At 67.4% G+C, this 24,150-nt stretch carries 25 protein-coding genes and 1 tRNA gene; 9 read left to right on the top strand and 17 right to left on the bottom strand.

Features of this window, described 5'->3' with window-relative positions:
• Nucleotides 1-47: 47 nt before the first annotated feature.
• Genes tgt through ACSQ1W_RS03235 form a run of 3 tightly spaced genes read right to left on the bottom strand, consistent with a single transcriptional unit; the run spans nucleotide 48 to nucleotide 2,706 of the window.
• Nucleotides 48-1,187, bottom strand: coding sequence for a tRNA guanosine(34) transglycosylase Tgt (gene tgt, locus ACSQ1W_RS03245; RefSeq protein WP_436041635.1), 1,140 nt, complete (start codon nucleotides 1,185-1,187; stop codon nucleotides 48-50).
• Nucleotides 1,184-2,218 (bottom strand): tRNA preQ1(34) S-adenosylmethionine ribosyltransferase-isomerase QueA, encoded by a 1,035-nt coding sequence (gene queA, locus ACSQ1W_RS03240; protein ID WP_436041634.1) that lies wholly within the window; start codon nucleotides 2,216-2,218, stop codon nucleotides 1,184-1,186. The genes tgt and queA overlap by 4 nt, the downstream gene beginning before the upstream one ends.
• Before the next feature lie 56 nt (nucleotides 2,219-2,274).
• Nucleotides 2,275-2,706 (bottom strand): Lrp/AsnC family transcriptional regulator, encoded by a 432-nt coding sequence (locus ACSQ1W_RS03235; RefSeq protein ID WP_192269829.1) that lies wholly within the window; start codon nucleotides 2,704-2,706, stop codon nucleotides 2,275-2,277.
• Nucleotides 2,707-2,825: 119 nt separating this feature from the next.
• On the opposite strand from ACSQ1W_RS03235, the gene ACSQ1W_RS03230 reads away from it, so the two are divergent.
• Nucleotides 2,826-4,322: an aminotransferase class III-fold pyridoxal phosphate-dependent enzyme gene (locus ACSQ1W_RS03230; RefSeq protein ID WP_436041633.1), complete on the top strand. Its 1,497-nt coding sequence runs from the start codon at nucleotides 2,826-2,828 to the stop codon at nucleotides 4,320-4,322.
• Between the two features lie 73 nt (nucleotides 4,323-4,395).
• Here the strand turns inward: ACSQ1W_RS03230 and ACSQ1W_RS03225 are convergent, their stop codons facing one another.
• From ACSQ1W_RS03225 to ACSQ1W_RS03210, 4 genes are all read right to left on the bottom strand, one after another.
• Entirely contained in the window at nucleotides 4,396-4,998 is a 603-nt protein-coding gene (locus tag ACSQ1W_RS03225; protein ID WP_436041632.1) for an inorganic diphosphatase, read from the bottom strand.
• Nucleotides 4,999-5,098: 100 nt separating this feature from the next.
• Complete coding sequence (locus ACSQ1W_RS03220; RefSeq protein ID WP_436041631.1) at nucleotides 5,099-6,478, bottom strand: metallophosphoesterase; 1,380 nt, start codon at nucleotides 6,476-6,478, stop codon at nucleotides 5,099-5,101.
• The gene (locus tag ACSQ1W_RS03215; RefSeq protein WP_436041630.1) at nucleotides 6,475-7,614 is read right to left on the bottom strand and encodes a phytase; all 1,140 of its coding nucleotides are present in this window, start codon (nucleotides 7,612-7,614) and stop codon (nucleotides 6,475-6,477) included. The genes ACSQ1W_RS03220 and ACSQ1W_RS03215 overlap by 4 nt, the downstream gene beginning before the upstream one ends.
• Nucleotides 7,615-7,692: 78 nt before the next feature.
• Nucleotides 7,693-10,230, bottom strand: a complete 2,538-nt coding sequence (locus ACSQ1W_RS03210) for a TonB-dependent receptor (protein ID WP_436041629.1) — start codon at nucleotides 10,228-10,230, stop codon at nucleotides 7,693-7,695.
• 170 nt (nucleotides 10,231-10,400) lie between these two features.
• Here ACSQ1W_RS03210 and upp point away from each other — a divergent pair, with 170 nt between their 5' ends.
• Complete coding sequence (upp, locus tag ACSQ1W_RS03205; RefSeq protein ID WP_436041628.1) at nucleotides 10,401-11,033, top strand: uracil phosphoribosyltransferase; 633 nt, start codon at nucleotides 10,401-10,403, stop codon at nucleotides 11,031-11,033.
• 9 nt (nucleotides 11,034-11,042) lie between these two features.
• Here the strand turns inward: upp and ACSQ1W_RS03200 are convergent, their stop codons facing one another.
• The 7 genes from ACSQ1W_RS03200 to rsmD all read right to left on the bottom strand — a co-directional run bounded on the left by ACSQ1W_RS03200 (nucleotide 11,043) and on the right by rsmD (nucleotide 16,825).
• Nucleotides 11,043-11,879: an alpha/beta hydrolase family protein gene (locus ACSQ1W_RS03200; RefSeq protein ID WP_436041627.1), complete on the bottom strand. Its 837-nt coding sequence runs from the start codon at nucleotides 11,877-11,879 to the stop codon at nucleotides 11,043-11,045.
• A 95-nt stretch (nucleotides 11,880-11,974) separates the two neighbouring features.
• A complete protein-coding gene (locus ACSQ1W_RS03195; RefSeq protein WP_436041626.1) occupies nucleotides 11,975-12,865 on the bottom strand; it encodes an MBL fold metallo-hydrolase in 891 nt (296 codons plus the stop codon).
• 102 nt (nucleotides 12,866-12,967) lie between these two features.
• On the bottom strand, nucleotides 12,968-14,713 hold the full coding sequence (gene ggt, locus ACSQ1W_RS03190; RefSeq protein WP_436041625.1) for a gamma-glutamyltransferase: 1,746 nt from the start codon (nucleotides 14,711-14,713) through the stop codon (nucleotides 12,968-12,970).
• A 50-nt stretch (nucleotides 14,714-14,763) separates the two neighbouring features.
• Nucleotides 14,764-15,012: a YfhL family 4Fe-4S dicluster ferredoxin gene (locus ACSQ1W_RS03185; RefSeq protein WP_062350838.1), complete on the bottom strand. Its 249-nt coding sequence runs from the start codon at nucleotides 15,010-15,012 to the stop codon at nucleotides 14,764-14,766.
• A 123-nt stretch (nucleotides 15,013-15,135) separates the two neighbouring features.
• Nucleotides 15,136-15,630 (bottom strand): hypothetical protein, encoded by a 495-nt coding sequence (locus ACSQ1W_RS03180; RefSeq protein WP_192269856.1) that lies wholly within the window; start codon nucleotides 15,628-15,630, stop codon nucleotides 15,136-15,138.
• Between the two features lie 44 nt (nucleotides 15,631-15,674).
• Nucleotides 15,675-16,184 carry a pantetheine-phosphate adenylyltransferase gene (gene coaD, locus ACSQ1W_RS03175; RefSeq protein WP_192269859.1) on the bottom strand — a complete coding sequence of 170 codons (510 nt, stop codon included), beginning with the start codon at nucleotides 16,182-16,184 and terminating at the stop codon, nucleotides 15,675-15,677.
• Nucleotides 16,181-16,825, bottom strand: coding sequence for a 16S rRNA (guanine(966)-N(2))-methyltransferase RsmD (gene rsmD, locus ACSQ1W_RS03170; protein WP_436041624.1), 645 nt, complete (start codon nucleotides 16,823-16,825; stop codon nucleotides 16,181-16,183). Before rsmD ends, coaD begins: the two co-directional genes overlap by 4 nt.
• Nucleotides 16,826-16,974: 149 nt before the next feature.
• Between rsmD and htpG the strand changes: the two genes are divergently transcribed.
• Nucleotides 16,975-18,873, top strand: a complete 1,899-nt coding sequence (gene htpG, locus ACSQ1W_RS03165; RefSeq protein WP_436041623.1) for a molecular chaperone HtpG — start codon at nucleotides 16,975-16,977, stop codon at nucleotides 18,871-18,873.
• Between the two features lie 50 nt (nucleotides 18,874-18,923).
• On the opposite strand, the gene ACSQ1W_RS03160 is transcribed toward htpG, so the two are convergent.
• Entirely contained in the window at nucleotides 18,924-19,220 is a 297-nt protein-coding gene (locus ACSQ1W_RS03160; protein WP_436041622.1) for a hypothetical protein, read from the bottom strand.
• Nucleotides 19,221-19,339: 119 nt separating this feature from the next.
• On the opposite strand from ACSQ1W_RS03160, the gene ftsY reads away from it, so the two are divergent.
• From ftsY to ACSQ1W_RS03145, 3 genes are all read left to right on the top strand, one after another.
• Nucleotides 19,340-20,554, top strand: a complete 1,215-nt coding sequence (ftsY, locus tag ACSQ1W_RS03155; protein ID WP_436041621.1) for a signal recognition particle-docking protein FtsY — start codon at nucleotides 19,340-19,342, stop codon at nucleotides 20,552-20,554.
• A 96-nt stretch (nucleotides 20,555-20,650) separates the two neighbouring features.
• The gene (gene mutY, locus ACSQ1W_RS03150) at nucleotides 20,651-21,700 is read left to right on the top strand and encodes an A/G-specific adenine glycosylase (RefSeq protein WP_436041620.1); all 1,050 of its coding nucleotides are present in this window, start codon (nucleotides 20,651-20,653) and stop codon (nucleotides 21,698-21,700) included.
• Nucleotides 21,701-21,703: 3 nt separating this feature from the next.
• On the top strand, nucleotides 21,704-21,973 hold the full coding sequence (locus ACSQ1W_RS03145) for an oxidative damage protection protein (protein WP_436041619.1): 270 nt from the start codon (nucleotides 21,704-21,706) through the stop codon (nucleotides 21,971-21,973).
• Nucleotides 21,974-21,988: 15 nt separating this feature from the next.
• Here the strand turns inward: ACSQ1W_RS03145 and ACSQ1W_RS03140 are convergent, their stop codons facing one another.
• Nucleotides 21,989-22,441, bottom strand: coding sequence for a DUF6491 family protein (locus ACSQ1W_RS03140; RefSeq protein WP_436041618.1), 453 nt, complete (start codon nucleotides 22,439-22,441; stop codon nucleotides 21,989-21,991).
• Nucleotides 22,442-22,623: 182 nt separating this feature from the next.
• Between ACSQ1W_RS03140 and ACSQ1W_RS03135 the strand changes: the two genes are divergently transcribed.
• From ACSQ1W_RS03135 to ACSQ1W_RS03125, 3 genes are all read left to right on the top strand, one after another.
• Nucleotides 22,624-22,699 (top strand) — tRNA-Phe (locus ACSQ1W_RS03135).
• 68 nt (nucleotides 22,700-22,767) lie between these two features.
• A complete protein-coding gene (locus ACSQ1W_RS03130; RefSeq protein WP_436041617.1) occupies nucleotides 22,768-23,478 on the top strand; it encodes an rRNA pseudouridine synthase in 711 nt (236 codons plus the stop codon).
• Nucleotides 23,479-23,600: 122 nt separating this feature from the next.
• Entirely contained in the window at nucleotides 23,601-23,885 is a 285-nt protein-coding gene (locus ACSQ1W_RS03125; RefSeq protein ID WP_192269880.1) for a hypothetical protein, read from the top strand.
• Here ACSQ1W_RS03125 and ACSQ1W_RS03120 read toward each other — a convergent pair.
• The gene (locus tag ACSQ1W_RS03120) at nucleotides 23,882-24,127 is read right to left on the bottom strand and encodes a hypothetical protein (RefSeq protein WP_192269883.1); all 246 of its coding nucleotides are present in this window, start codon (nucleotides 24,125-24,127) and stop codon (nucleotides 23,882-23,884) included. The genes ACSQ1W_RS03125 and ACSQ1W_RS03120 overlap by 4 nt on opposite strands.
• Between the last annotated feature and the right edge of the window lie 23 nt (nucleotides 24,128-24,150).

Here is a 24,150-nt window from a genome sequence, read left to right as displayed (position 1 = left end):
CACCGGATGGTTCCCCGGGAACGTCGGACCGGCAGGCAGGCCCGGCGTCAGGCGGACGGAGGCTCGGCCCCGCGTGCTGCGTAAAAGCCCGTCCTGAAGGCTTCGAACCGCCCTTCCGCGATGGCCGCACGCATCTGCGCCATCACCTGCTGGTAGTACCAGAGGTTGTGCAGGGTGCCCAGCATCGGCGCCAGCATTTCGTTGCAGCGGTCCAGGTGGCGCAGGTAGCTGCGGGTGAAGCCGTTGCGGCAGGCGTAGCAGCCGCAACCCGGCTCGATCGGCTGCAGGTCGTGCTCGTACTTCGAATTGCGGATGCGCACCGTGCCCGACGAGGTGAAGTAGTGGCCGTTGCGCGCGTTGCGGGTCGGCATGACGCAGTCGAACATGTCCACGCCGCGCGCGACCGCCTCCACCAGGTCTTCCGGCCGGCCCACGCCCATCAGATAGCGCGGCTGGTCCGCCGGCAGCTGCGGGCAGGTGTGCTCGAGCGTCGTGTTGCGCTCCTGCTCGGTCTCGCCCACCGCCAGGCCGCCGATCGCGTAACCGTCAAAGCCGATCGCCTTCAGTCCCTCCGCGGAGCGCGTGCGCAGGTCGTGGTGCACGCCGCCCTGCACGATGCCGAACAGCGCGGCATCGTTGCCTTCGTGCGCGCGCCTGGACCGTTCGGCCCAACGCAACGACAGCTCCATCGAGCGCTCGATCACCCGCGGGTCCACCGGCTTGCCATCGATGTTCACCGGCGGACATTCGTCGAAGATCATCACGATGTCGCTGTCCAGCACCTTCTGGATGCGCATGCTTTCCTCGGGCCCCAGGAACACCTTGCTGCCATCCACCGGCGAGGCGAAGGTCACGCCCTGCTCGGTGATCTTGCGCCGGTGCGCCAGCGAGAACACCTGGAAGCCGCCGGAGTCGGTAAGGATCGGCTTGTTCCAGCGAGCGAAGCCATGCAGGCCGCCATGCGCGCCGATCACGTCCAGGCCCGGGCGCAGGTAGAGATGGAAGGTGTTGCCGAGGATGATCTCGGCACCGAGGTCCTCGACATGCTCGGGCAGGATGCCCTTCACCGAGCCATAGGTGCCCACCGGCATGAACGCCGGCGTCTCGATGGTGCCACGCGGGAACGTCAGCCGGCCGCGGCGGGCGGCGCCGTCGGTGGTCAGCAGATCGAAGGACATCCGGCTCATGCGGCGGCTTCCGGGAACAGGAGCATCGCGTCTCCATAGGAAAAGAAACGGTACTGCCCGCGCACCGCATGGGCGTAGGCGTCGAATATCCGCGCCTTGCCGGCGAACGCGCTGACCAGCATCAGCAGCGTGCTCTCCGGCAGGTGGAAGTTGGTGACCATCGCATCGACGCTGCGGATGCGGTAGCCGGGAAAGATGAAGATCTGCGTCTCGCCGGCGAACGGCTGCAGTTCGCCTTCGCGCATCGCGGATTCCAGCGCGCGCACGACGGTGGTGCCCACCGCGATGACGCGGCCGCCGCGGGCGCGGGTCGCACGCACCTGTTCCACCAGCGCCGCACCGACGTTGAGCCATTCGCTGTGCATGTGGTGATCGTGGATGTTGTCCACGCGCATCGGCTGGAAGGTGCCGGCACCGACATGCAGCGTCACATGGCCGAATTCCACGCCCCGCTCGCGCAACGTCGCCAGCAGCGCGTCGTCGAAGTGCAGGCCGGCCGTCGGCGCGGCCACCGCGCCCAGTTCGCGCGCGAACACGGTCTGGTAGCGCTCGTCGTCGTCCTGCCCCGGCGCCCGCTGGATGTACGGCGGCAACGGCAACCGGCCCGCCTTCTGCAGCCAGCTTTCCAGCGCGCCCGGCACATGGAAGCGGAGCTGGTAGAACTCGCCATCGCGCCCGATCACTTCCACTTCACCACCAGCATCCAGCTGGATGCGGCTGCCCGGCTTCGGCGACTTGCTGGCGCCGACCTGCGCACGCGCCGCGTTCTCCGGCAACAGGCGTTCGATCAGGATCTCCACGCGCCCGCCGCTTTCCTTCTGCCCGAACAGGCGCGCCGGGATCACGCGGGTGTCGTTGAACACCAGCAGGTCGCCCGGCTGCAGCCAGTCCGGCAGATCGCGCACGTGGCGGTCGGCGAACGGTGTATCGCCCGGCGGCACCACCAGCAGGCGGCTGGCGGAGCGTTCCGGCAAGGGCGCCTGGGCGATCAACGCCTCGGGCAGGTCGAAATGGAAGTCGGACTTCTTCACGGTCGGGGCCTTGCGGGGGCGTGCATTGTACGGGAGCCCGCCGGGACGCCCCGTCGTCAGCGTTCGAACTTGGTCGACAGCACGATGGACGAGGTGGTGCGCTCCACGCCATCGAGTGCGCCGATGCGGTCGGTCAGCACGTCCATGTCGCCGACGCTGGGCACGGCGCCGATGGCGATCAGGTCGTGGCTGCCGCTCACCGAATGCAGCACCCGCAGCTCCGGCATCGCGCGCAGCGCCGCGACCACCGAGGTCATCTGCTTGGGGTGCACGGCGATCATGATGTGCGCGCGCAGGTGGCTGCGGTCGTATTCGTCGTGCACGCGCACGGTGTAGCCGCTGATCACGCCCTCGCGTTCCAGCCGCTCGATACGGCTCTGCACCGTGGTCCGCGACAGGTTCAGGCGGCGGGCGATCTGGGCGGTGGAGGCCCGTGCGTTCTCACGGAGCATTGAGAGCAGTTGCTGGTCGGCGTCGGTGAGCTTCATGCGCGGCTTGAGTTTCGTCGAATCGACGAAATATCCCCTAAACCAGCGCAGTTCACAACTGTCAAATGACGAATTATTCCCGATAATACGGGTTTGCCGTTTGCCGCCGGAGGATTCCCATGGCCCTGACCGCCCATCTCGCCCCGCTGCGCGCCCATCCGGGCCAGCGCCTGACCCATGGCCTGGACGACGCCACCGTCGAACGTCTCGCCAAGGGCCACCCGGACCTGGTGGCCGTCATCGAAGCCGCCGCCGCCGAGCACGCGCGCCTGCAGGACGAGTTCGCCGAACTGTTCGCGCTGGACGAAGCCGAACAGCTGCGCGCGGTGCAGGCCGGCTACGTCAACTTCTACGCCGACGACGCCGTCAATCCCTACATCGCGCTGGCCGCGCGCGGTCCGTGGGTGGTCACGCTCAATGGCGCCGTGCTGTACGACGCCGGCGGCTACGGCATGCTGGGCTTCGGCCACACCCCCGCCGCCGTGCTGGAGGCGATGGCCCGCCCGCAGGTGATGGCCAACATCATGACTCCCAGCCTGTCGCAGCTGCGCTTCGACCGCGCCCTGCGCAAGGAGATCGGCCACACCCGCGGCGGTTGCCCGTTCGCCAAGTTCCTGTGCCTGAACTCCGGTTCCGAGTCGGTCGGCCTGGCTGCGCGCATCGCCGACATCAACAGCAAGCTGATGACCGATCCGGACGGCCGCCACGCCGGCCGCACCATCAAGCGCATCGTGGTGAAGGGCAGCTTCCACGGCCGCACCGAGCGCCCGGCGCTGTATTCGGATTCCTCGCGCAAGTCGTATCAGCAGCACCTGGCCAGCTACCGTGGCGAAGACTCGGTGATCGCCATCCCGCCGTACGACGTGGACGCACTGAAGCAGGCGTTCGCCGATGCCGAGACCAAGGGCTGGTTCGTCGAGGCCGTGTTCCTGGAGCCGGTGATGGGCGAAGGCGATCCGGGCCGCTCGGTGCCGCCGGCGTTCTACGCCGCCGCGCGCGAACTGACCCGCAGCCACGGCAGCCTGTTCCTGGTGGACTCGATCCAGGCCGGCCTGCGTGCGCATGGCGTGCTGTCGATCGTCGACTACCCGGGCTTCGAAGGCCTGGATGCGCCGGACATGGAAACCTATTCCAAGGCGCTGAACGCCGCCCAGTACCCGCTGTCGGTGCTGGCGGTGAACGAGCGCGCCGCCGGCCTGTACCGCAAGGGCGTGTACGGCAACACCATGACCACCAACCCGCGCGCGCTGGATGTCGCCTGCGCCACGCTGGCCCAGCTGACCCCGCAGGTGCGCGAGAACATCCGCAAGCGCGGCGTCGAGGCCGTGCAGAAACTCCAGCAGCTGCAGGCGGACCTCGGCGGCCTGATCACCAACGTGCAGGGCACCGGCCTGCTGTTCTCGTGCGAACTGTCACCGGCGTTCAAGTGCTACGGCACGGGCTCCACCGAGGAATGGCTGCGCCAGCAGGGCCTGAACGTCATCCACGGCGGCGCCAACTCGCTGCGCTTCACCCCGCACTTCGCAATGGACACCGAGGAACTGGACCTGCTGGTCGCGATGGTCGGCAAGGCGCTGCGCGAAGGTCCGCGCATCAGCCAGGCCGCGGCGGCCTGATCCACGCGGCAGGTACCACGAAAAAGGCGAGCCTCGGCTCGCCTTTTTCTTTCCTGCGGACGCTCGCGCCGATTTACGGGTTCTGCTTCGCGAAACGCTCCAGCGATTCGCGGATCAGCGCCTTCGCTTCCTTCGCATCGCCATAGCCGTTGAGCTGCACCGGATTGCGACCCTTCGGCAGCTCCTTGTAGACGCGGAAGAACGCCTCGATGCGCTGCCGCTCGATTTCCGGCAGATCGGCCAGGTCGCGGATATTGGCGTACGTCGGATCGACCTTGTCGGTCGGCACGCCGATGATCTTCTCGTCGTGCTCGCCCGCATCGATCATGCGCAGCACGCCGATAGGGCGGAACTTCACCAGCACGCCGGGATGCAGCGGCTCGCGCGTCAGCACCAGCGCATCGAGCGGATCGCCGTCCCCCGCCAGCGTGCGCGGCATCGAACCGTAATTGGCGGGATAGGCCACCGGCATCGACTGGAAGCGATCCACGTAGACAAGGCCTTCGTCGTTGATCTCGTACTTGGTGAAGCTGCCAGCGGGGATCTCCACGGCCAGCAGCACTTCTTCCGGTGCCGCCTTCGGCTGCTCGGCGAGGAACGGGTGACGGATATGCGCTTCGCGCGCGGAAACGTTCGCGGAGAGAAACAACAAGGCGACGGCGACAACCTGCTTCATGATCGACTCCTGTAGAGCGGAGCTTGCTCCGCTGCTTCTGTAGTGGATGGGTGGCGCGGGAGAAAAGCAGCCGAGCAAGCTCGGCTCTACGGAGACCGAATCACTCCCAACACCGGTCGGCGCGGCCCTTCAAGGTTTCGGCACGGGTGCAGGCACGCTCATCGATGCGGCCTTCCGTGCGCTCGACCAACTGCTTACCCTTCCCGCCCTCATCGACGAGATCGAACGCGTCGTACAAACGCCCTGTCGCCGTGCGCGCTTCGTAACGCAGGCGCGGACCGTCGAAGCGCAACACCTGGAACAGCTGCGTGTCCTCGGCGACCGGCTGCATCGTCTTGCGTGCCTCGTCCGACAGCCGGTACTGCTTGGCACCGGTGACCGATACCACGAACACCGGCGGCGGGCTTTTCAGCCGCCCGTAGACATGGTCGTGCCCCTGCAGCACCAGGTCGACCTTGTGCTTGCGGATCACCGGCAGCAGATGCTTGCGCAGCGCGACGTTGTCGCGGCCTCCGCGCGGCGAGAAGAACGGCTGGTGCGTCATCACGATGCTCCAGCGATGCGGATTCGACCCCAGCGCCTGGTCCAGCCATGCCGCCTGCGCCTTGGCCGTGCCCAGATCCAGCGCCGACGTACCGTCGATCACCACCACACGTACGTCCTGGTAATCGAACCAGTAGGTGGTCTTCTTCGCCTGCGTCACCCCGTTGCCCGGCAGCGCGAACGTCACCGGCCAGTGCGCACCGAGCACACGGCGCTCCTGCGGGGTGTCCTCGAACTCCTCGAAGTACTCGTGGTTGCCTGGCGCCGGCGCCACGACCAGCGAGGTCGGCAGCACTTCGTTGGCCTCGAACCACTCGCCCCACTCGTTGTCGTCTTCGCCGTCACCACCGCTGACCAGGTCGCCGGCGTACAACGCCAGCCTCGCGTCCGGCGCATGCCGCATCGCCTCGCGCACCACGCGCGTGGTCAGGCTGACGTTCTTGTTCTGGGTGTCGCCGAAGTACAGCAACGTCAGCGGGGAGGTCGTCGCTGCTGCGGTACGCGTGTGGTGCCAGGCGCTCCAGGTGCGGTCGCCCTGTACGCGCCAGGCGTACAGCGTATTCGCCTGCAGTCCGTCGACATCGACGCGATGGTGATGCGCGCTGCCGTTTTCGGTCTTCAGCAGTGTGCTGATGGCGGTGACGCGGCGCGGCTCGCCCATGTCGGGCGAATCACCGGCCACGACGATTTCAAGCACCGGCGCGTCAACCTTCGTGTCCGTGCGCCAGGCCACCGAAAAGCCAGTGGCCGCGTCCTGCGCCGGCGACGCCACGATGCGGTCCGGGAACCCGGTCGGCGCATAGCGCTGCACGCCCTTCGGAACGCGCGTGTTGGGCTCCGGCTGGCGCGCTGTTGCCTCCTGCGCGCTTGCCGCGGCGCAGGTCCCCAGCAACAGCGCGACCAGCAGACCCTGCCGCATCACTCGCCCTGGATTCATGGGGTCTGGCACGCCGGCAGCTGCAGCGACTTGGAGATATCGCGCCAGTCCAACGCCACTACGCCCTGGTCGTCATGCACGGCGTACAGCACACCGTCGGGGAAGCGCTCCGACGCGGACGCATCCAGCCAGATGCCATCGGTGTTGGCGACCTTCGCACCGGTCACGGCGCCGGTGTGCGCCAGCGTCTTGCGGTCGAACAGGTGGAACACCGTGCGTCCCTTGCCCTGCTCGGTCGTCAGCCACCAGCCGCTTCCGTCGGCGCAGGTCTTCAGCATGATGCCTTCGGACTGCGCCTTGAATACGTCGCGACCGATCGTCTTGCCTGCGTACTTCCCCGCCAGGTCGTAGACTTTCAGCTCGTTCGCGTAGGTCTCGTCTTCCTCGGCAATCAGCAGGCGATCGTTGGCCGGATCGCCCCAGATCGACTCGACGACGCGCAGCGCGCCTTCCGGTGATGCGTCACCGAAATTGCCGCCGACCTTCGCCGACAGCGCAGCGACGTTGCGCGCCACGTCGAAGCGCCATACGCGCTCGTCCAACTGGTCCAGCGGCGGCAGGATGTCTTCGCCCTGCGCGTCCTCACCCGCCATGTAGGCGTCGGTGACGTAGACCTGGTAACCGGCATCGGTCTTGTTGACCCACAGGCCGTAGGGCTTCTGCAGCTGCTCGGCGGCAAAGGTCAGCACCGGCGCAAAGTCGGGCAGCGAGAGCACCTGCACACGGTGGTTGTCCCGTTCGACGATGAAGACCATGTCGTCGACCACGGCAATGCCGTTCGGGCGCTTGAACTGGCCCGCACCCTCGCCCGTCGTGCCGACCTCGCGCAGGTGCGCGCCGGTCTGGCCGTCGTACACCACCAGCCTGTCGGTCGCCTTGGCGGTGGCGATCAGCCAGCGCTGGCCTTCCGGTGTCGTCCAGGACGCCGGCGAGTCGATGTTGTCGGCGGGTGTCATCGGCGTCAGGAAGGCTTCCTGGATCACCGGGATATCGCGCGTATCGGGGGCAGTGGCAGCAGGCGTCGCCTTCTCGTCGGCATCGCGTGCATCGGCGGCCGCTGCCGGCGGTTTGCCGGTGCAGCCGGTGACCAGCAGGCTGGCGACGAGGGCAGGGAGCAAAGTACGGATCGGAGTCATCGTTGTTTCCTTGGAGTGCGGCGGCACAAGAGCGGACGACGGTCCGCCGACGCAAGGTCGGCGGACCGTGGGCATCCGTCAGAAGCGCAGCTTGACGCCGGCCGTGTAGGTGCGGCCGTACAGTTCGTTCTGCAGCGTGTTCGACGGCGAACCCTGGTACAGCTCCAGCGGTTCGTCCAACAGGTTGGACGCTTCGAAGTAGAAGCCCCACTGGTCGCTGACCTTGTAGTCCAGGCTGAAGTCGAGCTGGGTGTTCTCGGCCACCCAGATGTCGAAGTCGCTGTCGTCGCTGTCGACCGAGTCGATGTATTCGCTGCGCCGCACCGCCGCGATGCGCGTGCTCAGGCCGCCCTTCTCATAGCCGATGTGGGCGCTGTAGAGACGGTCCGAGGCATTCGGCAGCGTGAAGGACCGGCCGTTGATCTCGTACTCGGTATCCAGCCAGGTCGCGCTGAAGCCCAGCAGCAGGCCATTGTCGAAGTGCTGCTGCCAGTTCAGCTCGGCGCCGTACACCGTGGCCTTGTCGCCGTTGACCGGCATGGTCACGTCGAAGTCCTGATAGGCCGGATTGTCGCGCGTGGTCACGTCGACGATGTAGTCGTCGATGTTCTTGTAGAACAGGCCGGCGGAGACGATGCCGGTCTCGCCGAGGTAATGCTCGATCGAGATGTCGAAGTTGCGCGACTTGTACGGATCCAGCGCGGGATTTCCCAGCTCGACTTCCTCCTCGTCGCGGTTGATGCGGGTACGCGGCGAGATGTTGCCGAACGACGGACGCGCGATCGTGGTCGTGTAAGCGCCGCGCAGCACCCAGTCACCCATGTCGTAGCGCAGGTGCAGGCCCGGCAGCACGCTGGTGTAACTGCTGGAGACGTCGCGGGTGGTGATCGAGCCGATGGTCTCTTCGTCTTCCAGGTCGACCACGTTGCCGGTCGCCTCGAACTCGGTGCGCTCGACGCGCGCGCCGGCGATGACCCGCAGCTTGTCGAAGTCCATCGTCGCCATCAGGTAAGCGGCCAGGATGTCCTCGCTCGCCGTGTAGTCCTCGATCAGCGAGACCTCGGTGTTGGCGGCGACGTCCTGCGGGCGTGCCGTGTAGGCGGACAGGTTGTCGCGCAGGTAGCGGTTCATCGCACGCGAGCTGATGCCATCGCCCATGTTGCCGTGCGTGTAGCTAGGCGAACCGGTGGTCCAGCTGCCCAGGTTGATGTCCGGACCGCGACGCAGCTCGGCTTCGTCGATGTTGACGTCGCGGTCGCGCCAGCGGCCCAGCAGGCCGGTTTTCCAGGTCACCGTGTCGCCGGCGAACGTGAAGTTGACCTGGGCACTGTGTTCCTTGTCGTCCACCCAGATCGGCGCCACGACGAAACGGTTGAATTCGTAGTTGTCGTTGTCCAGCCAGCCGCCCGCCGGGCTGTCGCTGATCGTGTAGCGCGGGATCGCGCGCGAGGTATCCATCAGGATCGAGACGTCGTCGGCGCCGTCGTACTCGAACCGCGCCTCGACTTCGTCCAGCACGCGCTCGCGCGTCTTGGTGAAGCCCAGCTTGTAATCGACGATGGAGCCTGCACCGAAACGGTTCTCGCCACCGGCACTGACCGTGAAGGTGTCTTCTTCCTTGGTGCGGAAGCGCACGCGACGGCTGAAGTCGCCCGGATCGATGCCGTCGACGGTGTAGGTGCCGTCGGCGTTGACGGTGATGTCGCCCTCGCCCACCGGAATGATGCTGTTCTGGCGGGTTTCGGCGTCGGTGAAGTCGGTGTACAGCGTGCGCAGGTAGTAGCTGTTACCCTCGCTGGGACGCCAGTCGAGGTTGAGGTTCACGCCCGTGCGCTCGCGGTTGATGCTGTACTTGCGCTGCTGGATCTCGATCGGCGTCAGGCCGTCGCGCTCGTCCAGCTTGTCGTACTCGACTTCGATGTTGTCCGACTCGTAGTTGCGGTCCTGGTGGCTCAGGCCCAGCGCCACGCCGAAGGTACCGTCGGCGAAGAGGTCACTGTAGTTGAACGAGGCCTTCGGGCTGGTCTCGCCGCTCAGGTTCTGGTGGCTCATCTCGGCCTTGGCACGGATGCTCCGGCCGTCGCGATCGAACGCCGATGCGGACTCCACGACAATGGCGCCGCCGATCGAATCGCCCGGCATGTCCGGCGTCGGCGCCTTGACCACGGTGAGACGCTCGGTGGAGTCGGAGGGAATCACGTCCAACGGCGCGGCGCGGCTGGAGTCTTCCGGCGTGCCGATGGCGACGCCGTCGACGCTGACGCTGTTGAAGGCAGCGTCCAGGCCGCGCACGACCACGAAGCGGCCTTCGCCCTGGTCGCGGGTCACGCTGACGCCGGGCAGTCGCGACAGCGACTCGCCGACGTTCTTGTCCGGGTACTGGCCCATGGCGTCGGACGACACCGTGTCCTGGATCACGTCGGCGCTGCGCTTGAAGTCGATCGCGCGCATCTGCTGTTCCAGCTGCGGGCGCACTTCGATGCGATCCAGCGTGGTCGCATCGGCGCTGCCGTCAGGCGTGGTGACAGGGGTGGACTGGGCGTGCGCAATCGATGCATGGCTGGCCACCGCCAGCGCGAGCACGATGGCGACGTGGAGCGGATGTTTGGACGACATGGGGAAGATCCCGGGAGATGTGAATACCGGGTGCAGACCTTATGTCCGCGATCTTTCACTGGCATGACAACCCGCCATGGATACGCATCCATTCGCCACGTGGATGACACTGCGATGACGTCATATTTCGGTCACACTATCCGCATCACCGAACCCGCGTGTCGCCGCCCATGAAAACCGTCGAAGTCCGTCATCCTCTCGTACAACACAAGATCGGCCTGCTGCGCAACGCCGGCCTCAATACCAAGGACTTCCGCGAGCTGGTCACCGAACTGGGCACGCTGCTCGCCTACGAGGCGACCGCCGACCTGGACCTGACCACCGAGACGATGGCCGGCTGGGCCGGTCCGGTGCAGGTGAAGAAGATTGCCGGCGCGAAGATCACGCTGGTGCCGATCCTGCGCGCCGGTCTGGGCATGCTGCCGGGGGTGCTGGCGCTGATCCCCACCGCGCGCGTCAGCGTGGTCGGCCTGCAGCGCGACGAAGAGACGCTGCAGCCGGTGCCGTACTTCGAAAAGCTCACCGGACGGCTGGAAGAACGCGACGCATTGATCCTCGATCCGATGCTGGCCACCGGCGGCACGCTGATCGCCACCATCGACATGCTCAAGCGCGCGGGTGCGAAGCGGATCAAGGGCATCTTCCTGGTCGCCGCACCGGAAGGCCTGAAGGCGCTGGAAGCGGCGCACCCCGATGTCGAGGTCTATACCGCCGCCATCGACGAACGCCTCAACGACAGGGGCTACATCCTGCCGGGCCTGGGTGACGCCGGCGACCGCATCTTCGGTACGCGCATCGGCTGAGATCCGCGTTCAGCGGCGGATCCAGCGCTCGGCCTCCGAATCGTCCGCCGCCAGCACTTTCGCCGCATCGGCGTTGCCCAGCACTTCGGCCTGCAGGAACGCGGTGCCGACATCACGCGCACGGACATAGGACACGTCCGTGTCGCTGCCGATCAGGTTGTGGCCTCCACCGGTGAGCACCAGGGCGACCTTGCCCCCGGCCGGCGCGGTTTCCACCGGATACAGATGGTCCTTCGCATCGCTGACGAAGCCCGGCACCAGATCCTGGTCGCCGGTGACGATCAGCACCGGCACGGCCACCGAGGCATAGGTGGTCGGCGTCACCAGCCCGGGAATCCTGCCTGGCGACGAGTAACCGATCACCGCGATGACCGACGGATCACGCAGCGGCGCCATGTCCGCCATCGCGCCACCCAATGCCAGCGAGATCAGCGTGCCGTAGCTGTGTCCGCCTGCGGCCACCGGCACGCCAGGCCAACGCGACGCGACATAGCCGCTCGCCGCCTTCATGTCGGCCAGGCGTTCACCGAAGCCCTGCTGCATCGAGAACTTTTCGCGCTCGGGATACTTCACCGAGTCCACGTGCAGCGGCGCGACCACCGCGAAGCCGGCATCGCGCCACGCCGTCAGCACGCCGTCGTAGCGCTCCGGCCAGGAACCATGCCCGCTGGAGAACAGCACCACGCCGCGAACCTGCGCCGGTTCCCACACCGCCATCGTGGTCGCGCGCTCCGGCGACACCTGCAGCGGCACCGTGGCCGTGGGCGCAGCGAGGACGCCCTGCGCCATCGCCAGCGACGACAGAGCGAGCGCGAAGGCACCGCGGAGGAAGAAGCGCTTGTTCATGCCGGACCCCTGTGTGGAAGACGGGACCAGTCTGCCGTCCGGCAGCCGGGACGACAGGAGCCGGTCGTCACCGGATCCGGGTGCCGGAAGTCACTTCAGGCCGCCAGCGGGCGCGCCTGCAGTTCCGCCACTTCATGAGCGACGCCGAACTTGCCCTTCTCGTCGCGCGTCACCTGCGCCAGTGCGCAACCCGGGTCGTGGGTGAAGAACAGGTGGACGTTGCGGGCCAGCTTGTCTTCCAGGAAGGCGCGCTTCTCGTCGATCAGCAGTTCCGCGTTGCGGTCGTAGCCCATGGTGATGGGCACATGCACCCAGGAGCGGCCCGGGATGAGGTCGGCGCAGAACACCACGCCGCCGTGCGCCTTCCCGTCGACGGCCTCCGGGCCGACGATCTCCGCCAGCATCAGGCCAGGCGTGTGGCCATCGCTGAAGCTGAAACACACGGACTCTCCGAGTGCGCGCGAGTACTCGCCCGAGACGAGTTCCAGCCGTCCACTGGCTTCCAGCAGCGGCTGCAGTTCGGGAATGAAACTTGCGCGATCGCGCGGATGCGGTTTCAACGCACGCTGCCAGTGATCGGCGCCGACGACGAAGGTCGCGTTGGGGAACAGCAACTCCGGCGCCTGGCCCTCCTGCCACGGCGCCAGCAACCCGCCAGCGTGGTCGAAGTGCAGATGGCTGAGCACCACCACGTCGATGTCCTCGTGCGAGAAACCGGCCGCCTGCAGCGAGTCCAGCAGCACGTGGCGCGCTTCCTGCACGCCGAAGCGCGCGCGCATCCTGGGATCGAAGAACGCGCCGATGCCGGTCTCGAACAGCACGGTCTTGCCGTTCAGCGGTTGCGCCAGCAGCGCGCGGCAGGCCAGCTCGATGCGGTTCTCCGCATCCGGCGGCGACCACCGCTCCCACATGGCGCGCGGCGCGTTGCCGAACATCGCGCCTCCATCGAGTTTCTGGGAATTGCCCAGCAGCGACCAGAGTTTCATGGCGCGATTCTACGCCCCGTTTTTTCCTGTGGGAGCGACGTCAGTCGCGATGAACGGCCCTGAAGGCCTTTCGCGACTGACGTCGCTCCCACAGGCGGGATCTCAGGGCTTCGCCGTGGATTCGACCACCTTGGCCGCGCCCACCGAATTGCGCGGGTCGCTGCCGCCATACAGGGTGTTGGTGGTCTTGTCCCACTCCACCGTCTGCAGGTTGCCCCACACATGGCTGGAGCCGCGGCCGCCCTGTGCGGTGTTGCCCATGACCTTGAATTTGTGGCCCATGCCCTCGAGCGTCTGTTGCGTGGCCGGACTCAGCGCGTCGGTTTCCATCTCGATCAGGTCCGGCATCCACTGGTGGTGGAAGCGCGGCAGCGCGGCGACCGCCTGCGGATCCAGGCCGGCGTCGTAGCCCAACACGCCCAGCAGCACCATGGTGATGATGCGGCTGCCGCCGGGGGTGCCGAGCACGGCGACCTTGTCCGACGACTCCATGAAGGTCGGCGTCATCGAGCTGAGCATGCGCTTGCCCGGCTTCGGCGCGTTGGCGTCGTAGCCCATCACGCCGAAGGCATTGGGCGTGCCCGGCTTCAGCGCGAAATCGTCCATCTCGTTGTTCAGCAGCACGCCGGTGCCCGGCGGCACCAGGCCCGAGCCGTACAGCAGGTTGACCGTCTGCGTCCCGGCGACACGGTTGCCTTCCGCATCGATGATCGAGAAGTGCGTGGTTTCCTCGTCTTCCAGTGGCGTCTGCTGGCCCGACAGCTGGTCGCTGGGCGTCGCCTTCTGCGGATTGATCGTTGCGCGCAGGCCCGCCGCGTAATACGGGCTGGTCAGCGTCTTCATCGGAATCTCGACGAAGTCGGGATCGCCGAGATAGAACGTGCGGTCGCGGAACGCACGCCGCATCGATTCCACGATCAGGTGCGTACGCTGCGCCTCGTCCAGCTTGGACAGGTCGTAGGCGTCGAGGATCTGCAGCATCTGCGTCAGCGCCACACCGCCGGACGACGGCGGCGGCGCGGTCGTCACCTGCCAGTCGTTGTACTTGAACGTCAGCGGCTCGCGCTCGCGCACGGTGTAGCCAGCCAGTTCCTTCGCGGTCCATTGCCCGCCCTCGGCCTTCACGCCGGCCAGCAGCAGTTTCGCGGTTTCACCCTTGTAGAAGCCGTCGACTCCCTGTGCAGCCAGGCGCTCCAGCGTGCGCGCCAGGTCGGGCTGCCTGAAAACATCGCCTTCCTTGATCGGCTGGCCGTTGGCCAGGAACACCGCACGCGTGCCCTTGTAACGCTCCATCACCTCGCGACGCGCCTGGTAGCCGCGCGCCATGCGCGCGTAGACCGGGAACCCTTCGCGCGCCGTGCGGATCGCCGGCGCCAGCGAGGTCTTCAGCGGCAGCCTGCCGTACTTCTCCGCCAGGTGGACGAAGGCGGCGGGAAGTCCGGGAATGCCGGCGGCCCACGGGCCGTTCTCGGCGCGGTCGCGGTTGAAGTCGCCGTTCGGCAGCAGGTACTTGTCGGGCGTCGCGGCCGCCGGCGCAGTCTCGCGCGCATCGATGAAGACGTCCTTGCCGGTCTTGCCGTCGTGCAGCAGGAAGAAGCCGCCACCACCGAGGCCGGAGCTGATGGGCTCCACCACCGAGAGCGTCGACGACACCGCGATGGCCGCGTCGAACGCGTTGCCGCCCTGCGCGATGACATCCTGGCCCGCCTGCGTGGCGAGCGCATGCGCGCTGGCGATGGCGGTGCCCGGCGGATGCGACGGGGGGGTGTTGCGGACTGCGTCGGCAGCCAGCGCGGAAGGCGCGAACGCGACGACGAACAACAGGGCGAACAGACGGCGATGGATCACGACTTCTCCTGGAACGGACACCGGGACGAAGCACGTGCGGAACAGGGCGATCAGCCGGCCTGCAGCCTCAGCATTTTCGCCAGCAGCGCTTCGTGGGTCTCAGGATACGCCGGATCGGGGTCGATGCACTCCACCGGGCACACGACGACACATTGCGCTTCGTCATGATGGCCGACGCATTCGGTGCAGCGCGCCGGATCGATCACATAGATCGTCTCGCCCATCGAGATGGCCTGGTTGGGACAGGCCGGCTCGCAGACATCGCAGTTGACGCAGAGTTCGTTGATCTTGAGGGACATGACTTCCGTTACTCCCGTCGAAACGGGACTCAGTGACCGCTTGGCGTCACTGGATCCCCGCTTGTGCGGGGATGACCTTCCGGCAGAGGCGTGGCCGCCATTCGACGGCCACGCGCCGGCAGGTCACTTGGCTTCGACGAACAGGTATTCGGCGTTGCTCGGGGCCACGGCGGCCTTCACCCGCTCGCTGTCCTCGGCCTTGCCGATGAACAGCACGCGCACGCCCTTGAACGCGTCGGTCTCGACGCCCTCGAACGCGGCCACGGCCAGGTCGGCGATCTTGGTGCTGTTCGGCGAACCGAACGCGATCAGGTTGCCGGCGCTAACGCCGCGCGCCACCGCGCCCTTGGCCTGCTCGAGCTGACGGCCATACTTGGCTTCGAACTCCGGATCCGTCTCGGCCGGCAGGTAGTACACGTAAGGCGTGTTGGTGATCGTGCCCATGTTGGCGTCGACCACCTTGCTCAGGTACTCCTTCCACGGGCCGTCTTCGGTCGTGGCGGGCGCGACCAGCGCGACGTCGGCCGGCTCGGCCGGGGCTTCTTCCTGCTTCTTGCACGCCGCGAACGGCAGCACGAGGCAGGCGGTGAGCATGATGCGGCTTGCGAACTTCTTCATGGGTAATCCCCCTCTTGGTAAAGCGGTTGTCGGAATCGTGGCGCTCAGGCGCCCTGCTTGTCTTTCTGCCACTGCGCCTTCAGCGCCGCGGTCACGGCCGGCGGCACGAAGCCGGACACGTCACCGCCCAGTCGGGCGATCTCGCGCACCAGCGACGAGGAAATGAAGCCGTACTGCTCGGCCGGGGTGAGGAACAGCGTCTCGACCTCGGGGATCAGGTGGCGGTTCATGCTGGCCAGCTGGAACTCGTATTCGAAGTCGGACACGGCGCGCAGGCCGCGCAGCAGCACACCACCGCCGACGTCCTTGACGAAGTGCGCGAGCAGGCCGTCGAAGCCCTGCACTTCCACGTGCGGGTGCTTGGCCACCGCATCGCGGGCCAGCGCGACGCGCTGGGCCAGCGGCAGGGCCGGCCCTTTGCCCGGGCTCTCGGCCACGCCGATGATCACGCGCTCGAACAGAGGCGCGGCCCGGTCGATCAGGTCGATATGGCCATTGGTGATGGGGTCGAACGTGCCGGGGTACACGGCCGTCCGGGTGCGCGCCACAGTCATTCAGTCGTCGCCGGCGGGTCGTCGGGGCGCAGTGTAACAGTGGGCTGCGCGGCCGGGGTCCGGTACAGGGCATAGCGCACGTCCCGGGTCCGGCCCTCGCGGTGCAGCGCCCAGCCTGGCGGCACCGCCGGCGCGATGTCCGTTGGCGATTCCACGTAGATCCAGGCGCCCGGCGCCAGTCGCGGTGCCAGCCCATCCAGTGCGCGCGACCACAGGCCGTCGGCGAACGGCGGATCCAGGAACACCAGGTCGAAGGTGTCGTGGCGCCCACTCAGCCATGCCAGCGCATCTGCGGCATGCACCTCGGCCGGCGCGGACAACTTGGCCGCCGCCTCGCGCAGTGCCACGGCCAGACCGGGATCGCGCTCCACCAGGACGGCCTGCGCCGCGCCGCGCGACAGCGCCTCCAAGCCGAGCACGCCGGTGCCCGCGAACAGGTCCAGCACCCGCGCGCCCGGCAGTACGGGCATCAGCCAGTTGAACAGGGTTTCGCGCACGCGGTCGCTGCTGGGCCGCAGGCCGGGACGGTCCGGCACCGCCAGCTTCGTGCCGCGCCAACGTCCGCCGATGATGCGCACCTGGCCGGCTCCGCGTTGGGCGGAAGCGGTGGCTGGCGTAGGACGGCTGGGGCTTCGGGACATCGTCGGGACGGCGGCGGAAGGCCCCGCATGATACGGCCCCGCCTCTCCCGCGGGACCGCGCGGGTTGTGAAACCCACACTGGACCCATACACCGTGTGCATTGGCCGCGACCGCCGGCCCCGCATTCGATTCCATGGAGCACGACCGCGATGACCGTTGAGACCCGCAAAGAAACGCTGGGCTTCCAGGCCGAAGTGAAGCAGCTGCTGCAGCTGATGATCCACTCGCTGTATTCGAACAAGGAGATCTTCCTGCGCGAGCTGGTCTCCAACGCCGCCGATGCCGCCGACAAGCTGCGCTTCGAGGCCCTGAAGGAACCCGGCCTGCTGGCCGAAGACCCCACCCTGCGCATCCGTATCGGCTTCGACGCCGCCGCGCGCACGGTGACCATCGACGACAACGGCATCGGCATGAGCCGCGACGAAGCCGTCGCTCACCTCGGCACCATCGCCAAGTCCGGCACCGGCGAGTTCCTGCGCGCGATGTCCGGCGACCAGAAGAAGGACGCCAGCCTGATCGGCCAGTTCGGCGTGGGCTTCTACAGCGCCTTCATCGTGGCCGACCGCGTGGATGTGTTCAGCCGTCGCGCCGGCCTGCCCGCCAGCGAAGGCGTGCACTGGTCCAGCGCGGGCGAAGGCGATTTCGAGGTCGCCACCGTCGACAAGCCCGAACGAGGCACACGCATCGTGCTTCACCTGAAGGACGGCGAAGAAGGTTTCGCCGACGGCTGGAAGCTGCGCGGCATCATCAAGAAGTATTCCGACCATGTCGGCCTGCCGATCGAGATGCCGAAGGAGCATCAGGGCGAAGACGCGCCCGCTTCCGTGGAATGGGAAGCCGTCAACAAGGCCAGCGCGCTGTGGACGCGCGCCAAGTCCGAGATCAAGGACGAGGAATACACCGAGTTCTACAAGCACATCGCGCACGACTTCACCGACCCGGCGGCGTGGAGCCACAACAAGGTCGAAGGCAAGCTGGAATACACCTCGCTGCTGTACGTCCCGGCGCGCGCGCCGTTCGACCTGTACCACCGCGACGGCGCCAAGGGCCTGAAGCTGTACGTGCAGCGCGTCTTCATCATGGACCAGGCCGAACAGTTCCTGCCGCTGTACCTGCGCTTCCTGCGCGGCGTGGTCGATTCGTCCGACCTCTCGCTCAACGTTTCGCGCGAGATCCTGCAGTCCGGCCCCGTGGTCGACTCGATGCGCTCGGCGCTGACCAAGCGCGCGCTCGACATGCTGGAGAAACTGGCCAAGGACAAGCCCGAGGACTACAAAGCGTTCTGGACCAACTTCGGCCAGGTGTTGAAGGAAGGCCCCGCCGAGGACTACGCCAACCGCGAGAAGATCGCCGGCCTGCTCCGCTTCGCCTCCACGCACGACGCCTCCGGTGCGCCCAGTGTGTCGCTGGCCGACTACGTGAGCCGCCTGCCGGAAGGCCAGGACAAGCTCTACTTCCTGACCGGCGATTCGCATGCGCAGATCAAGGACAGCCCGCACCTGGAGATCTTCCGCAAGAAGGGCATCGAGGTGCTGCTGCTCACCGACCGCATCGACGAATGGCTGATGGGTTACCTGACCGAGTTCGACGGCAAGTCCTTCGTCGACGTCGCCCGCGGCGACCTGGACCTGGGCGCGCTGGACAGCGAGGACGACAAGAAGGCGCAGGAAGAGTCCGCCAAAGCCAAGGAAGCCCTGACCGCCCGCATCAAGACCGTGCTGGGCCTGGACGTGGCCGATGTGCGCGTCTCGCATCGCCTGACCGACTCGCCGGCCATCCTCGCCATCGGCCAGGGCGACCTGGGCCTGCAGATGCGCCAGCTGCTGGAAGCCAGCGGCCAGCAGGTGCCGGAGAGCAAGCCGGTGTTCGAGTTCAATCCGGACCACCCGCTGATCGCCAAACTCGATGCCGAGAGCGACGCGAACCGCTTCAACAACCTCACCCGCGTGCTGTTCGACCAGGCTGCGCTTGCTGCCGGCGAAAGCCTCAAGGACCCGGCCGGTTACGTGAAGCGGCTCAATGCGCTGTTGTTGGAGTTGTCGGCGTAATCGAAGCCTGCCGCCGTTCCCTTCTCCCCGCTTGCGCAGGGAGAAGGACTTCAGGCCCTGATATCCAGCAGGCTGCCCAGCGTCTGGTCGGCCACCTTCAGCACGAACACGTTGGCACCGGCCATGGCCTTGTAGGTCAGCATCGCCGCAACGTCCTCGAGCGGGGCCACCGGATCGGCCGGCGCGTCCACCACGCGCGCGGACACGCCACCGGTCTCGGCCGACAGCGCGACCGTCTGCCGCGCGGCATCGGGCGTGGTCAGGTTGGCGAGGTTGTGCGCCGCGGCCTGCAGGCCGGTCGAGGCGGCGCGCAGGCCCGAGGTGGCGATACCGGTGATGGCGTTCATGCAGGGATTCCGGGTTTTCCGCCCTCGATATCGGCCGCGACCGGCCCCACTTGAGTCCTGTGCCCGGGCGTCCAACAGCCGGGTGGTAGCATGTCGCCCTCTTCGAGATACCCCCTGCAATGATCGGTTTTTTCCGCCGCAAGAAGCCCCAGGACGGCCCGGACGCCGCCCAGACCCGCCCCAGCACCGAGGAACTCGCCGCCGCCTTCCCGCGCGCGCCCAGCGAGCCGTTGCCGGCGGACGCCGCCTTCCCTGCTGCCGCGCCCGCGGATGAGCAGGTGTCGCAGGCGGAGGGCGCGGAAAGTGCCGCTGTCGCGACGATCGGTACCGCGCCCGCCCCCTCACCCCAGCCCTCCCCTCCGCAGGCGGTGGAGAGCGAGCCTGAAACCGACGACGCCCCGGCGGCGCCGGCCGGCAAGTCCGGCTGGCGCGACCGCCTGCGCCGCACCAGCGCCGCGCTGGGCCTGGCCGGCCTGTTCACGCGCAACCCGCGCCTGGACGACGACCTGCTGGACGAGATCGAAACCGCGCTGCTGACGGCTGACGTCGGCGTGCCGGCGACCACCGCCATCATCGAAGACCTTCGCAAGCGGATGAAGGAACGCGAGTTCGCCGATGCGCAGGCGCTGCTGAAGGCGCTGCGCGCCGACCTGATCGCACTGATCACGCCGGTGGCGAAGCCGCTGGTGATCGACGCCAGCCGCAAGCCCTTCGTCGTGCTGACCGTCGGCGTCAACGGCGTCGGCAAGACCACCACCATCGGCAAGCTGGCGCGCCGCTTCAAGCAGGACGGCCACAGCCTGATGCTGGCCGCCGGCGACACCTTCCGCGCCGCCGCCGTCGCGCAGCTGCAGACCTGGGGCGAACGCAACGGCGTGCCCGTGGTCGCGCAGGGTCAGGACGCCGATGCCGCCTCGGTCGCGTTCGACGCGCTGCAGTCGGCCAAGTCGCGCGGCTTCGACGTGCTGATCGCCGACACCGCCGGCCGCCTGCACACACAGACCGGCCTGATGAACGAGCTGGGCAAGATCCGCCGCGTGCTCGGCAAGATCGATGCGGACGCGCCGCACGAGGTGCTGATGGTCATCGACGGCACCACCGGCCAGAACGCGCTCTCGCAGCTGCGCCAGTTCCACGCCGCGGTCGGCGTCACCGGCCTGGTGGTCACCAAGCTGGACGGCACGGCCAAGGGCGGCGTGGTGTTCGCCCTGGCACGCGAGTTCGGCATCCCGATCCGCTACGCCGGCATCGGCGAGCGCGTGGAAGACCTGCGCGTGTTCGATGCCGAATCCTTCGTCGACGCGCTGCTGCCGGAAGCACTGGGTGGCGGCTGACATCGGAGCCTCTGCCGTTGTGGGAGCGACGTCAGTCGCGATGACGCCATCGCGGTGGTCGATCGCGACTGACGTCGCTCCCACAGGTCGCCGCACGTGAGCGGCACCTCCTTCGCCCAACGCCTGCTCACCTGGTTCGACGGCCATGGCCGCCACGACCTGCCGTGGCAACATCCGCGCACGCCGTATCGCGTGTGGCTGTCGGAAATCATGCTGCAGCAGACCCAGGTCGCCACGGTCATCCCGTACTTCCTGCGGTTCGTCGAACGCTTTCCCACCCTGCCTGACCTCGCCGCCGCCACCACCGACCACGTGATGGCGCACTGGGCCGGCCTGGGCTACTACGCCCGTGCCCGCAACCTGCACGCCGCCGCGAAAGCGTGCGTCGCGGACCATCGTGGCGACCTGCCGCGCGATTTCGATGCACTGCACGCGCTGCCCGGCATCGGCCGCAGCACGGCCGGCGCCATCCTGTCGCAGGCATGGAACGACCGGTTCCCTATCCTCGACGGCAACGTCAAGCGCGTGCTGACGCGCTTCCACGGCGTCGCCGGCTGGCCGGGGTTGCCGGCCGTGGAGAAACAACTGTGGGCGCTGGCGGAACAGCACCTGCGCGACGTGCCTGAGGGCCGGCTGGCCGACTACACCCAGGCGCAGATGGATTTCGGGGCCACGCTGTGCACGCGCGCCAAGCCGGCGTGCGTTGTGTGTCCCGTGCAGGACGATTGCGTGGCTCGACGCGACGGTCTCACCGGTTCGCTGCCGACGTCGAAGCCGTCGAAGGTCCTGCCCGAACGCGAGGCCGTGGCGCTATGGCTGGAGAACGCCGCCGGCGAGATCCTGCTGCAGCGGCGACCGGAGACCGGCATCTGGGCATCGCTATGGACGCTGCCTCAGGCAGACACCGATGCCGGCATGCGCGACTGGTTCGCAAGCGAGATGAAGGGCGCCTACGACAACGCCGAAGAACTACCCCTCGTCGTGCATACCTTCAGCCATTACCGCCTGCACCTGCAGCCGTTGCGGCTGCGCAAGGTCGCCCTGCGCGACGCGGTGCGCGACAATGACGACCTGCGCTGGGTGGCGCGCGGCGACCTCGCCACGCTGGGCCTGCCGGCGCCGATCCGCAAACTGCTAGGGAATTGACCGATGTCGCGCACCGTCTTCTGCCAGTACGAACAACGCGAAACGGAGGGACTCGATTTCGTCCCCTATCCCGGCGAACTGGGCAAGCGCATCTACGCGAACATCGGCAAGCCGGCGTGGGCGGCCTGGCTGGCGCACCAGACCATGCTGATCAACGAGAACCGGCTGTCGCCGCGCGATCCCAAGCACCGCGCCTTCCTGGAAACGGAACTGGAGAAGTTCCTGTTCGGCGGCGGTGCCGACAAGCCGGCGGGCTACGTGCCCACGCCGTAGCCGGCGGCCGATGCCTCAGCGCTTCGCCTGCCGCTCCACGGCGGCGGCTTCGCGCAGTTCCTTCTCGCTGGCGCGCAGGGCCTTCACGTCCAGCGGGCGGATGGTCTCGATTCGGCAGGGGATCTTGATGCTGGCGGTGCCCGCACCCAGCGGCACTACGTCGTCGAATCGCGCAGACACGCGGCTGCCGAACTGGGTGATGTGGATGGCCATGGCGTAATCCAGGTCCTGGCAGGGACCGGTGAGTTCCAACAGATAGCCCTCGCTGGGCTTGGTCCAGACGGCCAGGGCGCCATCGCCGAGGGGGGTCCAGCCGTTGAGGCGGCCGAAGTACTGGAAGTCCTTGACCGGTTCGCCGGCGTGGCCGCGGTAGAAGGCCAGCTTTTCGGCATCGGTCTGCTTGCCGTCGGTGGCACAGCCGGACAACACGGTCGCCGCCGCCAGGGCGAAAGGAAGAAGGGGTTTCATGCGTAGCCTCCTCGGGCATGCGATGCGGGGCTCTCTCCGGAGCCCGATGATGCGCCCGTGGTGGACGGCGGGTGCCACCCGCTGGCGCCCGCATTCAGCCGACGGTACGGCTTGCCATCCCCCGCCCCGATCCGTATCATTCGTCGCCTTCGCACCGGCTCGGCCGTACTGCGGGAAATCCTGGCCTGGTAGCTCAGTTGGTAGAGCAGCGGATTGAAAATCCGCGTGTCGGTGGTTCGAATCCGCCCCGGGCCACCATATTGCTTTCGAAAGGCCTGCAGCGATGCAGGCCTTTTTCGTGTCCGCCAGGAACTCCGGTGTCCCCCATGCCCGACCCCATCCGTCTCGCCAAGCGGGTTGCCGAACTGACCGGCTGCTCGCGTTCGGAAGCCGAGCAGTACATCGAAGGCGGCTGGGTCACCGTAAACGGTGAGACGGTCGAGGCACCGCAACATCCGATCACCGACGAGCGCGTGGAGATCGATCCCGCCGCCGAGCTCAACGCGAGCGAGCCCGCCACGTTGTTGATCCACAAACCGGCAGGTGTGGCCTGGAAGGACGTGGCCTCTCTGGCCGTTCCAGCCACCCATGCGGTGGATGACGACAGCGGCGTTCGCCCGTTGAAGCGGCATCTCCATCGCCTGACTCCGCTGGTGCCGCTGGATACCGAGGCCAGCGGCCTCATGGTGCTCAGCCAGGATGGCCGCATTTGGCGCCGGCTGACCGAAGACTACGCGCAGCTCGAGCAGGAGTTCGTGGTCGAGGTCCGCGGCGATGCCGGTCCCTACACGCTCGGCCGCATCGGCCACGCATCCAGCTACCAGGGCCGCGGATTGGCGCCGTGCAAGGTGAGCTGGCAGAACGAAGTGCGCCTGCGGTTCGCGATCAAGGATGTGCAACCCGGCGAGCTGCACCACCGCTGCCGCGAGGGAGGCCTCGACGTGGTGTCCATCCGGCGCCTGCGGGTGGGCCGCATCCCGCTGTCGAAGATGCCCGTCGGGCAATGGCGCTATCTGCCGGCCGGCGCACGCTTCTAGGGGTATTTTCCCGCATGGCCGGCGCCGGTACCTCCGCCGGATCGCTCTTGTCGGCCCATCGCTTCACGCAGCCCTCCGCCTTGCCTGACTACGCTGGTCGCATGCTCTTCCGAGGATCCCCCATGCGACCGCTCATCCTGCTTTCCTTCCTGATGCTGTCCGCCTGCGGCGGCGGTGGCCTTGCCCGCGGAGGCGATGCACCGACGTGCGCCAGCGTCGCGTCCAAACAGAAGGCTGTCGACAGGATCGACAAGGATTACGAGGAACTCCGTCAACGTATCGTGGAATCACCCACGGAGAAGAACCAGCAGAAGCTGTCGGACATGGCGACGGAGTCCGCGGCCGCCAACGCCGCACTCGATGCAGCCAAGGCCGAACAGGCTGCGGGACGCTGCCCGGAGGGTTAGGAACGTGGTGCGGGGGTGACGAAGCGTATCGGCAACGATGGCGCATCACCGATGATCCGCGATGTCTCCTCATGCGGGCAGCTTGCGCACTCGCGCGCCTGGTCTTGCGGCACCCCGCTCGGGTCGCAGCTTGGGATGCGGTGATCGATGCCCTGCGCATTCCCGTGCAGCCAGGCGACCAGCAGGAGGACGGCAACGCCGCACACTCCGGCAATGAAGCGGGAATTCGAATCGAGGGGCATGAGCTTGGACTCGGGGAGCGTAA

It is taken from the genome of Pseudoxanthomonas sp. LjRoot143 (genome assembly GCF_964252945.1).
Classification (GTDB): domain Bacteria; phylum Pseudomonadota; class Gammaproteobacteria; order Xanthomonadales; family Xanthomonadaceae; genus Pseudoxanthomonas_A.
The sequence above is the reverse complement of the archived record's forward strand: the minus strand, read 5'-3'. Positions and strand labels throughout refer to the sequence as shown.